Source organism: Terriglobus sp. 2YAB30_2 (genome assembly GCF_052114765.1).
Classification (GTDB): Bacteria; Acidobacteriota; Terriglobia; order Terriglobales; family Acidobacteriaceae; genus Terriglobus.
In genome coordinates this window covers 431,766-445,106 of the sequence record NZ_JBFRFJ010000003.1, presented here as the reverse complement: position 1 = coordinate 445,106, position 13,341 = coordinate 431,766, and the positions used below count along the sequence as shown (strand labels likewise).

Genomic DNA, 13,341 nt, shown 5'->3' with positions numbered 1-13,341 from the left:
TCCGGCGTTCTAATTCAGCCGTTGCAGACTGGCAACCAGTTTTTCGGCCAGCGGCTCTCCGGATTCGGTCCAGAGCAGGCGGCTGGAGATGCCGCTATGTTTCTCAACCGACAGAGTGAAGGCCAGAAGTTTCTCGATGTTCTGTTGGATTTTTTGTTGGGCGGTTTTGTCGAGATCCTCGTCTTCCAGAACCCATGGTGTGTCGAGGCCGAAGTCAACGCGGATATGGCCGTTCTGGTCGTAGGCGCCTTCGTCAAACTCCGGGCCAAAGCCGCTGACCTTGACGGTATAGGGCTGCAACCGCCAGGTGGTGTCAAAGCCCCCGACGGACTCCGGCAGCCAGAGCTGCCACTTCATCTCGAACTCGTAGGCGGTGTCGTCATGTAGCTGTTCTGTGGCTTCGCGGACGGCATTTTCGATCCTGGCGTCGTCGCTTTCCTCGGAACGCTCGTCGTTGACATAGATGCGCTGGTAGGTGGGCGACTCGGTCCAGTCAATGGGAATGGCGGATGCCGCGGAGACGCGGCTATCGCCGGAGATACGGGCAAACTGCTGCAGGACGCTGATCAGAGCGGCGGGCAACGCTTCCAGCCGGAAGTTCGGAAACCAGAGGGAAAGGTAGAGTTGATCGCTCATGCAGGCTTCATTGTAGGCCGGTGAGAGAATAGATGTGGCACGGAATGCGGATTACGGTTGAGCGATTGCGGATGTGGCTGCTGGTCGGTGCGGGCGCGCTGCTCTTGCTGGTGGCGGGCTTTATTGGCTATGCGCGGTATCGGACAGGAAGTTTTCTGAGGAAGATCCCGGCAAAGCTCGGGGTCGATATCAAGCAATCGACGAACGGATTCACCTATTCCCAGAGCGTCAAGGGTCGCACGTTATTTACCGTACATGCGTCGAAGATGATTCAACGGACCGACGGTAAGGTGACGCTACACGACGTCAACATCATCGTGCATGACGGCTCCAGGATCGACCGCATCAGCAGCAATGAGTTCGTCTACGACCAGAGCAACGGCGTCATCCAGGCGGACGGCGAGGTCCACCTCGACCTGGACTCTCCTGAAGGCAAAGAAGAGCAGGCGGCCGTTCATGTGAAGACCAGCGGTCTGGTCTTTCTGCAGAAATTGGGTCTCGCAGCCACCGAAAAGCCAATCGAGTTTGTCGCCAAAGGGGTAAGCGGCCACGCTACCGGCGCCGACTACAGCACCGATACCGGGCTGCTGGTACTGCATTCTGCCGTGGACGCGACGACTGAGGCCAAGGGCCGTCAGGTTCAGATGTTCGCCGGATGGGCTCAGCTCGACCGCAAGGGACAGATTGCGCAACTGAAGCAGACCCGGATGGTGCAGGGTGACTCCGTTGGCGAAGCAGCTGAGGCGACGGTGCATCTCCGCCGGGATGGCTCGGCCGAGCGGATTGAAACCTCTGGAGGGCTTAAGGTGACCTCCAATGATGGCCGTCTGCTGACTGCGCAGCGCAGCGAGACATGGCTGAGCGCCCGCAGTGAGCCGGAACAGGTTCGGCTTCAGGGGACAGTGCACACGGAGCAGAACACAGGCGAACGGAGTTCGCGCGGCGATGCGTCCGAGGCGCTGGTGGAATTCGGGCCAGGCAGCTTGGCAAAGGTCGCCCACCTGACCGGGGGCGTGCATCTGACAGATGCGGAGGGTAAGCGGACCTCGCGGGATCTGCGCGCGGCCAAGGTCGATCTCCACTTCGAACAGGTGGAGAAGAATTCCGTGCTGCGTTCAGCGGTAGCTGAGGGAGATGCCAACGTGCTGAGCGTTGCCGATGGCGCACGCAGCCACTTCCAGGCTGATCTGCTGACCGCGCAGTTTGCCGGCGACCGGCGTCCTCGTGCGTCGCATGTCCATGGTGAGGGTCATGCCCGCATGGAATCGGTCTCAGCGAAGGGTGTCACCCAGACCGGCGCTTCGGATCGTATCGACGTCGCCCTGAATGCCGCCAATGAGGTGGAATCGGGCACGATGTCCGGCGGCGTGACGGTGACGCAGGCCAGCGTGGTGAAGGGACAGCCTCGGCAGAGCAGGGCCACGGGCGACCAGGCCATGTTGAAGCAGGATGGTCTGATTGAGCTGACCGGACATCCGCGCGTCGGCGACGGAGACGGAAGTGTAGAGGCGGAACGGATCCAGATGCAGCGCCAGACGCAGCAGACCTGGGCCATTGGCAATGTGAAGGCGAACTATACCCGCGGCAGCGACCCCATGCACGTAACCGCGGACCGGGCTGAGTGGAGACCTCAGGACGAGCTGGCGATCTTTACCGGTGGAGCCCGGCCGGCGCGCCTGTGGCAGTCGAACTCACAGGTCGAGGCTCCCGCGATCACGCTTGACCGTGGGAAGCATACGGCTATGGCCGAGGCAGGCAACGGCATGGTGCGAGCAGTGCTGGTCTCGGCGGCTACGCCGAAGCGTCCCTCGGCGGTCTATCGCATTACTGCCCGCGAGATGAGCTTCAGCGAAGCCCAACACCAGGTGGAGTTTGCCGGACCTGTTCGGATGGACAGCGCCGACGGCACCATCAGCGCGCGGCAGGCGACGGTCTTTCTTTCTCCCACCAAAGCAAAAACGGCTGATTTCAGCGGCAGTGTGGAGCGGGTAGTCGCCAAAGAAGATGTTGTGATCGAGCAGGGGCAGCGTCGCGGAACGGGTGGCCAACTGGTCTATACGGCGGCCGATGGGTTGGCCGTGCTTACCGGGTCCCCCAAAGTGGTGGATCCACAACAGGGGACGATCACGGGGACGCAATTGAGCTTCCACGCAGCGGATGGTAGCGTGGTTGTATCGGGCGCGAGCGACCGGCGTGTGCGCACCGAAACGCAGGTGAAGTAATGCGCAGGCTGTCGACAGATGAGATCGGAAAGAGCTACGGCGGCCGCCCGGTAGTACGCGGGGTCAGCCTGCACGTCAGCCAGGGCGAGGTCGTCGGCCTGCTTGGCCCCAATGGGGCGGGAAAGACGACAAGTTTCTACATGATGGTGGGCCTGGTGAGGCCCGATATCGGCCGGGTGCTCTCAGACGGCGCCGATATCAGCCGGGTTCCCATGTATATGCGGGCTCGGAAGTTCGGCATCAGCTATCTGCCGCAGGAGCCTTCGGTCTTCCGTAAGCTCTCGGTCGAAGAGAATATTATGGCTGTTCTGGAGGCGCAACAGCTCTCGCCGGAGACCCGGCGGACGCGCCTGGAAAAGCTGATCGAACAGCTGAATCTAGGCCCCGTTCGCAAGACCCAGGGCTATGCGCTTTCCGGCGGTCTGCGCCGGCGTGTAGAGATCGCCCGGTGCCTGTGCATCCAGCCGGCCTTCATCCTTCTGGATGAGCCATTTTCAGGAATCGATCCGATCGCGGTGCTGGATCTGCAGGAGATTATCTTTGACCTGAAGACCAGCGGGATCGGCGTCCTGATTACCGACCACAATGTCCGCGAGACGCTGAGTGTCACCGACCGTGCCTACATTATTAATGAGGGCAAAATTTTCCGGGAGGGAACTCCGGGTGAACTTGGACGCGATCCGGAGGTCAAGCGCATCTATTTGGGAGAGGGGTTTTCGTTGTAGTACAACCCCCACTTTACAAGCCTGCATGCGGGTGTAGACTACGGCACACGGTCGGAGAGACCCCTGCCGCGGAGATAAAGAAGGGATCCAGTAACAAAGAGTGCTCCTCCAACCCAAGCTCAACGTAAAGATCTCCCAACGCCAGGTGTTGACGCCTGGCCTGATGCAGATGGTCAGCGTGTTGGCTCTGAACAAGCTTGAGCTCAGGGAGATGATCAACACTGAAATCGTCGAGAACCCTGTCCTTGAGGAGATCGAGAGCAACGATCCTTCCTTCGAAGAGCTCGCCGGGCGCGAGGGCGACCGCGAGCGGAGCGCCGAAGAAACTGCCGTCAAGGAAGAGAAGGATCCCTTTGAGGAGATCGACTTCGGCAGCTACTTCCAGGAGTATCTGGACCCCGGTTTCCGGACAGGAAATCTGGGCGCTGAGGAGCTGGACAAGCCCTCCTTCGAGAACTTTCTTTCCAAGCCAAGCACACTGACGGACCATCTGCTGTGGCAGCTCGGCTCCGTCAGCCTGCCGGACGAGGTGCGATCCGCCGCGGAACTGATGATCGGCAACCTGGATGAGAACGGGTATCTCGTTGCTACCGACGAAGAGCTTGCCACGGCTTTACGAGAGCAGGGGATTGAGCATTCCGAGGCGGCTCTGGAAGAAGCTCACAAGGTGATCGGAACACTTGACCCCGCCGGCGTGGGAGCGCGTGATCTCAAGGAATGCCTGCTGATGCAGCTTGCCGCGCGTGAACGCGAGGCCGAGGCGGCTGCCGAGCGGCGTGCCACCTCCCGCGCCCAGAAGGAGCATGAGGACGACTTCTCTGTCGAGATCGATCGCCGTGTCGAGGATGTTGAGAAGCTGGCGGCAGAGCATCGTAGCTGTGTCATGCGGATCGCCGATGCGATCGTGCAGCAACATCTGTCTCTGCTGCAGAAAAAGGACATGCGCGAGCTTGTGAAGGAGTGCGCGCAGTCGCCGGAGACAGTGCAGGAGGCGGTGGATGTGATCCGCTCGCTCGATCCTCGTCCAGGCCAGCGCTACAACAATACGGAGACGCGGCTGATTGAGCCCGATGTCGCCTTTGTAAAGCGCGGCGATGAGTACGTGGTGGTGATGAATGAAGAGGATATGCCGGCGCTGCGGTTGAATGCGGGCTATCGCCGCATGATGCACCAGAAGGATGCCGACCGTGACCTGAAGGAGTACGTCAAGGAGCGGTATCGTTCGGCGATCCAGTTATTGCGGAATATCGAACAGCGGAAGAATACGATCGTGCGCACCTGCGAGGCGATTGTGCGCCGCCAGCATGACTTTCTAGAGAAGGGCATCGACGGTCTGCGGCCAATGATGATCAAGGAAGTCGCCGAGGAGATCGGTGTACATCCGTCTACGGTCAGCCGTGCGGTGTCGAACAAATATGTCCATACGCCGCAGGGCGTATACGAGCTTCGTTTCTTTTTCTCGGAAGGAGTGAATGGGCCTGAAGGTGGCGACCTTCCCCTGCTATTGCTCAAACGGAAGGTAAAGAAGCTGATTGAGGAAGAGGATCCGCGCCAGCCTTATACGGACGACTACCTGGCTGCTGAGCTGCAGCGGCAGGGAATTCAGATTACTCGTCGTACCGTCGCAAAGTACCGGGAAGAAATGCAGATTCCCAGTACGCATAAACGCAGAGTACGCTAGTCGCGTCTAACCAGACCTTAGAAAGAGGTGCCCAATATGCACGTGGAATACACCGCACGAAAGGTCGTTGTCACCAAAAAGCTGAAGACCCAGGCTGAAGAGGGGCTGAAGCGCATTGAAAAGCTGGTCGACGATACAGCCAAAGTCCACATCTTTTTAAACTGCGAAAAGTACCGCTGCAGCGTGGAAATCACTTTGAAGACCAAGCTGAAAGACATCGCAGCCTTGTGCGTCTCACCGGAGGCGGAGATCGCATTGCGCGACGCTCTGGACAAGATCGAGAAGCAGGTCCTGAAGCTGAAGAAGACCATCGTGACGCGTAAACGCCACCCTCAGGGAGACAAGCTGACGGCGGGCACCGTCCGGCTGAGTAGTGACGAAGCCCGCGCTGCGTCGGACAAGGCGCCATCAGTGCCGGCTGCCAGAAAGTCGAAGCTGAACGGCAGCGCCAACGGCAAGCTCTCCGTGATCGCGCATAGCTTCCCGCAGGCAGCCAGCCTGCCGGAGCCACACATCGTTCGCTCGCTGGATTCGGTAGCGATGCGCCCCATGACCCTGGAGGAGGCGCTGAAGGAAGCACACTACCGCGATAGGGATATCTTTATCTTCCGTAACCGGACGGGGCAGCTGCTAGTGCTGCATCGGATGCGTGACGGCAAGATGGAGCTCATCGAGACTCCGGCGTAGTAGCATCTCTCCATGCCAAAGAAGGGTACGCGGGCGGCATCCCCAAAGAAAAAATCGGACGGAAAGGACAGGCTCGTCATTCTGACGGGCTTGTCCGGTTCCGGCAAGCTCAGCGCTCTGAAGGCATTTGAGGATCTTGGGTTCTACTCGGTTGACAATCTGCCGCTGGAACTGGTTCCCAGGTTTGCCGACCTGGTGCGGCAGTCGCATGAGATCGATCGTGCAGCTCTGGTAGTAGATGTGCGCGAGGGCATGAAGCTCGACGCGTTTCCCGCAATCCTGAAAGAAGTCCGCGAAGTACTGGACACCAGAGTTGTCTTCCTGGAGGCGACCGACGAGGTGCTGTTGCGCCGGTTCAGCGAGACGCGCAGGCCTCATCCACTGGGGCGGAACGATACGGTGCTGCAGTCGATTCAGCGGGAGCGGAAGCGGCTCGATCCCATCCGGAATGTGGCCGATGTGATTCTGGACACCACCAAGTTCAATGTCCACGAGCTGCGTACCCACATCAACCAGCAATTCGATCGTGGAGATACCGATCAGAACCTGCTGGTGAGCTCCATCAGCTTCGGCTTCAAGAATGGTGTGCCCCCGGAGGCTGACCTGGTCTTCGATGTGCGCTTCCTGCCGAATCCGCACTTCATCCCCGAGTTCCGCAAGGAAACCGGGCTGAACCCCAAAGTGGCGCGCTACGTCAAACGCTTCCCGCAGACGAAGGAGTTCCTGGACAAGACCACCGACCTGATGAAGTTTCTGCTGCCGTTCTACGTCAAGGAAGGGAAGAGCTACCTGACGATCGCCTTCGGATGTACTGGTGGCCAGCACCGCTCGGTCGCAATCGCCGAAGAGATGAAGAAACGGCTGGAGGCCGAGGGCTATCGGGTGAAGAGCGGCCACAGGGATATGCCGCGCTGATGGGCGACCGGCACGCCTTTGGGGCGCTGATTAGAATAAGACGGATGTCTCCCATTACCAACTTCGGTCTGGGGGTGCGCATTTGAGGCGCATCTGGAGGCTGCTGCTGTACGCGCGGCCGTATCTGCTTTACTCGCTGATCTCGGTCGTGCTGATGGCGATCGTGGGGGCAATGGCGGCCTTCCGCATTCTTCTGGTCAAGCCGATCTTCGACAACGTGCTGCGACCGGATGCGCTCTCGCGGGACGTTCTGATCTTCCACATTCCGTTCTGGAACCTGACGCTCAATCTGCAATGGTTTGTGCCGAATCACTTTCACCATGCCTGGACGGTGGTGGCCTTTGCCTTGGTGTGTTCGGCGCTGGTGAAGAGTACCTGCGATTATCTGGGGACCTATCTGGTGAACTATGCCGGCTTCGGCATGATCACGGACCTGCGCAACGACCTTTATAACGCCGTACTTCGCCGGTCGGTTGCGTTCTTTCAGAGGCACACGACGGGTACGCTGCTTTCCACGCTGATCAACGACATCGAGAAAGTCCAGGTTGCGATGTCGTCTGTATTGAGCGAACTGCTGCAGCAATTCTTCACGCTGTTGTGGACGGCGGTGGTTGTGGTTCTGATGGGCGGCAGGCTGAGCTGGGTGCTCCTGCTGTTTGTACCGGTAGTGATCTCGTCGGCGCGGCGCATTGGTCGCAGTGTGCGGAGCTCCACACGGAAAGGCCAGGATAAGCTCGCCGAGATTCAGAACATCCTGCATGAGACGATTACCGGCAACCGCATTGTGAAGGCGTTCGGAATGGAACTATGGGAGATGAACCGCTTCCGTAAGGCAGCGCGTCGTCTCTTCCGCGCCAATCTGAAGAGCGTGAGCGTGCAGGCAATTAGCTCCCCGCTGATGGACGCCATTGGATCTGTCGCCATTGCGTTGTTGCTGCTGTTGGGACGTGATCGCATTCTGAGGCATGAGATGACTGCCGGATCATTCATCTCATTTCTGGTGGCCGTATTCACGTTGTATGACCCGGTCCGCAAGTTCGCCATGTTCTACAACAGCTTCCAGCAAGCCCTCGGCGCCAGTGATGAGATCTTCCGGTTCATGGACGCGCAGGATGATGTGACCGAAAAGAAGAAGGCGCTTCCCCTGCAGGGCTTCCAGAACGAAATTCGATTTCAGCATGTCGGCTTCGCCTACGAGGTCGACCATGAACAGAAGCAGGTGCTGCGCGACATCAATCTGGATGTAAAGCGCGGCGAAGTGATCGCCTTTGTCGGTCCCAGCGGCGCCGGCAAGTCGACGCTGGTGAACCTGATTCCGCGCTTCTTCGATGTGACTGAAGGAGCAATCACGTTCGATGGTCACGATCTGCGCGACGTAACCATTGCATCGCTGCGCAAGCTGATCGGCAAGGTGACGCAGGAGACCGTTCTATTCAATGACACGGTGCGCAACAATATCGCGTATGGCCAGCCCGATGTCCCATTAGCCCGGGTACAGGAGGCGGCGAAGGCGGCTCTGGCGCACGACTTCATTGAGCGGTTGCCGAACGGCTACGACACTATGATCGGCGAAAAGGGGGCGCGTCTCTCTGGCGGAGAACGCCAGCGGCTTGCGATTGCGCGAGCCTTGCTGAAGAATGCGCCCATCCTGATTCTGGACGAGGCGACCTCGGCGCTGGATATGGAAAGTGAGGCTCTGGTGCAGGCCGCGCTGGCCAATCTGATGCAGGGACGTACAGTATTCGTCATCGCGCATCGGCTGAGCACGGTTCGCCGAGCCGACCGCATCGTCATCATCGAACACGGGCAGATTACCGAGATTGGGTCGCACGAGGAGCTGCTACAGCTCTCCGGCACCTACAAGCGGCTGTATGACTTGCAGTTCGTCACCGACCGGGCTGTTGAAACTGTTGCAGAAGGGACCGCATGAGTCTTGCATATTCGATGACGGGCTTTGCCCGTATTCAAGGCAGTGTGGCTGAGGGCGTGGGATTTACGCTCTCGCTGAAGAGTGTCAACCACCGTTTCCTCGATCTCCATATGCGCCTTCCGGCAGGTTGCGATGCATTAGAGATGCAGCTTCGCAAACTGCTGAAAGAGCAGTTGCGCCGCGGCCACGTTGAGGTAACGCTGCAGCTCGATCGCCAGCGCCAGCGCACACTGCAGTATGACCGTTCCACGGTGGCTGCCTATGTTGAGGCGTACCGCCGTGCGGCAGAGGAGAATAATCTTTCCGGAGATCCGGATCTCTCCAGCATTCTGCGCATGCCTGGTGTCTTCAGCTCGGATGGCGAAGATTCTGAGCTGAAGCCGGAGCAGATTGAGGCAGCGGTGCTGCAGGAGGTGGAGCCGCTGATCGCCTCGCTGCGGTCAATGCGAGCGCAGGAGGGTGCGGCCCTGGTAGCCGAACTCGATGCCTGCATGGTGCGTATCGGGGCCGTGGCAGATGAAGTTAACACGTTGCGGCTTGACGTGCGTGCCAGCTATTACGAGCGTATCCGGACGCGGATTGCGGAACTGACCGAAGGTGCCGGTATCAGCGAAGAGCGCTTGCTCTCCGAGGCTGCGGTGATGGCCGAACGCAGTGACGTAGAAGAGGAGATTGTCCGGCTGAAGACCCATGTCGACCACTTCCGTGGCCTGCTCGCCGCTGGTGGAGAGTTGGGGAAGAAGCTCGATTTTCTGCTTCAGGAGCTGAACCGGGAATCAAATACGCTGCTCTCCAAGACCAGCGGAGCCAATACGGCGAATGGTCTCAGGATCACCGAGCTTGGCCTGGAGCTGAAGACGGTGATCGAAAAGGCAAGGGAACAAGTCCAGAACCTGGAATAAGGGCGGCTATGCCGCCCGGTTGCTAGTTCCTGGTTCTTGGGCGCTAGTTGTGGGATAGAGCATTTTCCCTGTAGGTGTAGCGTAGGGCTCCCGCATCTATAGGGCGTTTTCCGCAATGAAAACGCCTCCTTATCGCTCTTCCGGGATACCCAGTAACAGGGAAAATGCTCTAGCCGGTCCTCCCTTTTTGTCATTTCGGAGTGACCGTAGGGAACGGAGAAATCTGCTTTTCTACCGACTCGCTTCCTTGCGAAACATGGAAGGCACCGTGTTATGTACACTTTCCAAAAGAAACATTCCTTCTGATGGCAGGCATTCTCTTTATCATCTCCGCGCCTTCCGGCTCGGGTAAGTCGACTCTTGTGGCCGGTGTTCGTTCGCTCGTAGCCGGGCTTGAATTTTCGGTCTCCTACACCACCCGCGCACCGCGCGGTTCTGAGGTGGATGGCGAGGCGTATCACTTCACGACGCGCGAGAACTTTGAGGCGATGATCGCCCGCGATGAGTTTCTGGAGTGGGCCGAGGTCTTCGGCAACTACTACGGAACGGCGCGTTCGGCGCTGGCTCAGGCTCGGCAGCACAATCACGACCTGCTGCTCGATATCGACGTGCAGGGAGCGATGCAGGTGATGCAGAAGATGCCGGACGCGGTCTCCATCTTCATTCTGCCGCCAAGTCCCCAGGTGCTGGAGATGCGGTTGCGCAACCGGTCGCTGGCCGAGAACATGAGCGACGAGACGGTGATTCAGCGGCGACTCACCGAGGCGCGGAACGAATTGCAATTCATGGAGAAGTACAAGTACGCCGTGGTGAATGACGTGCTGGACCAGGCTGTGACAGAGCTGAAGGCGGTCGTCATGACCGAGCGTGGGGAAGAAGGACGTTATCTGCGTGAACTGGCACAGTCGTGCCGCACCTCAACGATGTCGGAGCGGCTGACGAACGCTCTGCGCAGTTTTGTCAGGGAATAGTTCGCATCTCGTACTTTCATTCCCGAATTCGACCTCGAATATCCACAACGTAAATTCATGCTTGGCGACGCCGATGCGAGCGGTTACATTGCTTGCATACGGAGGCAAGCAATGGATCCAAAGCTCGTCAACAAGTACAGCCTGGTCAAGGGCGCGGCGCGGCGTGCGCGTCAACTGCAGTCGGGGGCAGCCCCTCTGATCGCGTCCAAATCGATGAAGGCATGCCGTGTTGCCCAGGACGAGATTCTCTCCGGGCAGGTAAAGTTTGTCGTTCCCAAAACCGAGTTGAAGCCCGACATCGAGTCTGTGCTTTAGAGCGCACGCCTCTCACGGGATACCCAGCAACAGGGAAAACGCTCTAAGATCGTTGTATGAGTTACACGCCTGAGGCCGCCGCGCGGCTGCGGGCCTATGTCGCGTACTTCCGCGACCTTGGCGTACATGAGTTCTATCGCTGGAGCGAGCCGGCGCCGCAGACGCAACAAACCCCTGCGGTTATCGAACAGCCCGTGCCTCCCGCTCCCGTACCAACACCGGTCCCGGTGACGGCTGTGACTGCGCCGGAGATCGATGACCGCGAGCCACAACCGGCGCAGATGCTGCCGCCGGAGCTGAGAGAGCCTCCCATTCCCAAGCTGTATTCCTTTGATGAACTGGTTCCTTTGCCGACGACGACGGTTCCCGCCGCCGATCGCCCGGCCGCGATGAAGCTGATCCAGGATGAGATCGGCGACTGCACCCGCTGCCCGCTTGCCTATGGTGGACGCCGCAAGATCGTCTTCGCCGACGGCGACCCGAACGCTACGCTCATGTTCGTCGGGGAAGGTCCCGGCGCTGATGAGGATGCGCAGGGACTGCCCTTTGTGGGCAAGGCCGGACAGTTGCTCAACAACATGATCACCGCGATGGGCATAAAGCGGGAGCAGGTCTATATCGCCAATATCGTGAAGTGCCGTCCGCCGGCAAACCGCACGCCGGAGTACGTGGAAGCTACCACCTGTTCGCAGTTCCTGATCAAACAGATCGATATTGTAAAGCCGAAGGTGATTGTGGCTCTTGGCTCCACGGCGGCGACGTATCTGCTGGGCCGGAAGCAGGCCCTAGCGGGGCTGCGTGGCACATGGCACAGCGCGCGCGGAGCCAAGGTGGCAGTGACCTATCACCCAGCCTTTCTGCTGCGCGATCCCCGGATGAAGGGCGAAGCCTGGAAAGACCTGCAGATGGTGATGCGGGAACTGGGTCTGAAGCCTCCCGCAAAACAGTAGTTCAGGAGCGCGAAGCAGTAGTTCAGGAGAAAGAGACGCTATGTCGCAGAACACCCTCACCGCAGAGCGCGAGTCGCACCTTCGTTCACTGGCCGACCTGCTGCTGGATGCACGCCGTACCGGCAAGACGATCGATGCGCTGCCGGAGCATCTTGTTCCGTCCTCCATGGAGGAGGCGTACTTTGTGCAGGACGAGATGATGGCGGCCTACGGAGATGTCGGTGGCTACAAGGTAGGCGCGGCTTCCCCGGACGCCGAGCCTTTCTTTGCTCCCATGCCGCTTATCTGGATGGCGACATCCGGATCGACCCTGATCAATCCCATGCATCGCCTGCGGATCCTAGAGGGCGAGATCGCCTTCCACTTTGCCAAGGATCTTCCGGCACGAGCGGAGCGTTACACGAGCGAAGAGATTGCCGCGGCGATCTCGTCCGCGCACGTCATCATCGAGGTGCTGGAGTCGGCGTATACCGAGCCTGGGAAGCAGCCCCGTCTCGCCGTCTCCGCGGACATGCAGTTCCACGGCGCCTTTGTACACGGTCCGGCGATCGAGAAATGGCAGAGTGTTGATTGGGCACAGGAGTCGGTGGAACTGGTGGTGGATGGAGTGATCCGCGTAGAGCGTACGGGATCGAACCCTGGCGGTACGGACCTGATGCGTCTGCTCTCGTGGGTGGTCAATGAAGGAGCGAAGCGCACCGGCGGCGTCCGTGCCGGGCAGTGGATCACGACGGGGTCGTGGACCGGAAATACGCCCACAACGCCAGGAGCGGAGGCGTCGGTTCGATTTACGAGTTCAGGATCAGTTAAGCTTTCTTTCGCAAGCTAGCTTCCTATATGCGCTCCGCCATCGTTTTCGTTCTCGGAATCGTAGCCGGCATTCTCGTGCTGCCTGCAATCGCCTACGTGTACTTCGCCTTCGGACGTCCTCCGGTCGCCGTTGCCGATGATGCGTTTCCGTTTGAAAAGCAGGTTGTGCGGATGCCCCTGAATGCGCGCATTGAAGCGGAGATGCCCAAGCAGCCTGCAATTCCTGCAAGCGATGAGAACCTGGTTGCCGGAGCAACTATCTATCGCGAGCAGTGCGCCTCGTGCCACGGTCTGAAGGGGCATTCTTCAGCGTTTGGCGCGTCGATGTATCCGCGCACACCCCAGCTCTGGGAGAAACACAAGAACGGCGTGGTGGGTGTCAGCGATGACGAGCCGGGCATGACCTACTGGCGGGTGAAGAACGGTATCCGCCTGACGGGGATGCCCTCCTATCAGAAGTTGTTGAACGATACCCAGCTCTGGCAGGTCTCGTTGCTGCTCTCAAAGGCGGATAAGCCGCTGCCTGCGGCCGCGGAAGAGGCTGTATCGAAGCCGATTGTGCGGTAGAGGGCGTAAACCGTTGCGCACAGCGCAACC

At 59.4% G+C, this 13,341-nt stretch carries 13 protein-coding genes; 12 read left to right on the top strand and 1 reads right to left on the bottom strand.

The genetic code is table 11. From position 1 onward, the window contains the following. Positions 1–9 precede the first annotated feature (9 nt). Positions 10–636: a hypothetical protein gene (locus AB4Y89_RS07175; protein ID WP_442300222.1), complete on the bottom strand. Its 627-nt coding sequence runs from the start codon at positions 634–636 to the stop codon at positions 10–12. A gap of 44 nt (positions 637–680) precedes the next feature. On the opposite strand from AB4Y89_RS07175, the gene AB4Y89_RS07170 reads away from it, so the two are divergent. The 12 genes from AB4Y89_RS07170 (at position 681) to AB4Y89_RS07115 (ending at position 13,311) form a co-directional block, all read left to right on the top strand. After that, positions 681–2,858: an LptA/OstA family protein gene (locus AB4Y89_RS07170; RefSeq protein WP_442300221.1), complete on the top strand. Its 2,178-nt coding sequence runs from the start codon at positions 681–683 to the stop codon at positions 2,856–2,858. Beyond that, positions 2,858–3,583, top strand: a complete 726-nt coding sequence (lptB, locus tag AB4Y89_RS07165; protein ID WP_442300220.1) for an LPS export ABC transporter ATP-binding protein — start codon at positions 2,858–2,860, stop codon at positions 3,581–3,583. The genes AB4Y89_RS07170 and lptB overlap by 1 nt, the downstream gene beginning before the upstream one ends. A 100-nt stretch (positions 3,584–3,683) precedes the next feature. Next, positions 3,684–5,264, top strand: a complete 1,581-nt coding sequence (gene rpoN, locus AB4Y89_RS07160) for an RNA polymerase factor sigma-54 (protein ID WP_442300219.1) — start codon at positions 3,684–3,686, stop codon at positions 5,262–5,264. Between the two features lie 36 nt (positions 5,265–5,300). Next, positions 5,301–5,951: a ribosome hibernation-promoting factor, HPF/YfiA family gene (gene hpf, locus AB4Y89_RS07155; RefSeq protein WP_442300218.1), complete on the top strand. Its 651-nt coding sequence runs from the start codon at positions 5,301–5,303 to the stop codon at positions 5,949–5,951. Positions 5,952–5,963: 12 nt separating this feature from the next. After that, a complete protein-coding gene (gene rapZ, locus AB4Y89_RS07150) occupies positions 5,964–6,866 on the top strand; it encodes an RNase adapter RapZ (RefSeq protein WP_442300217.1) in 903 nt (300 codons plus the stop codon). Positions 6,867–6,948: 82 nt separating this feature from the next. Next, on the top strand, positions 6,949–8,796 hold the full coding sequence (locus tag AB4Y89_RS07145; protein ID WP_442300215.1) for an ABC transporter ATP-binding protein: 1,848 nt from the start codon (positions 6,949–6,951) through the stop codon (positions 8,794–8,796). Continuing rightward, on the top strand, positions 8,793–9,698 hold the full coding sequence (locus AB4Y89_RS07140) for a YicC/YloC family endoribonuclease (protein WP_442300214.1): 906 nt from the start codon (positions 8,793–8,795) through the stop codon (positions 9,696–9,698). Before AB4Y89_RS07145 ends, AB4Y89_RS07140 begins: the two co-directional genes overlap by 4 nt. Before the next feature lie 305 nt (positions 9,699–10,003). Further along, entirely contained in the window at positions 10,004–10,669 is a 666-nt protein-coding gene (gmk, locus tag AB4Y89_RS07135) for a guanylate kinase (protein WP_442300213.1), read from the top strand. A 111-nt stretch (positions 10,670–10,780) separates the two neighbouring features. Next, a complete protein-coding gene (rpoZ, locus tag AB4Y89_RS07130; RefSeq protein ID WP_147649296.1) occupies positions 10,781–10,984 on the top strand; it encodes a DNA-directed RNA polymerase subunit omega in 204 nt (67 codons plus the stop codon). Positions 10,985–11,040: 56 nt separating this feature from the next. Further along, positions 11,041–11,934: a uracil-DNA glycosylase gene (locus tag AB4Y89_RS07125; protein WP_442300212.1), complete on the top strand. Its 894-nt coding sequence runs from the start codon at positions 11,041–11,043 to the stop codon at positions 11,932–11,934. Between the two features lie 40 nt (positions 11,935–11,974). Further along, positions 11,975–12,763 carry a 2-keto-4-pentenoate hydratase gene (locus tag AB4Y89_RS07120; RefSeq protein ID WP_442300211.1) on the top strand — a complete coding sequence of 263 codons (789 nt, stop codon included), beginning with the start codon at positions 11,975–11,977 and terminating at the stop codon, positions 12,761–12,763. Between the two features lie 8 nt (positions 12,764–12,771). Then, entirely contained in the window at positions 12,772–13,311 is a 540-nt protein-coding gene (locus AB4Y89_RS07115; protein WP_442300210.1) for a c-type cytochrome, read from the top strand. The last annotated feature ends 30 nt before the right edge of the window (positions 13,312–13,341 follow it).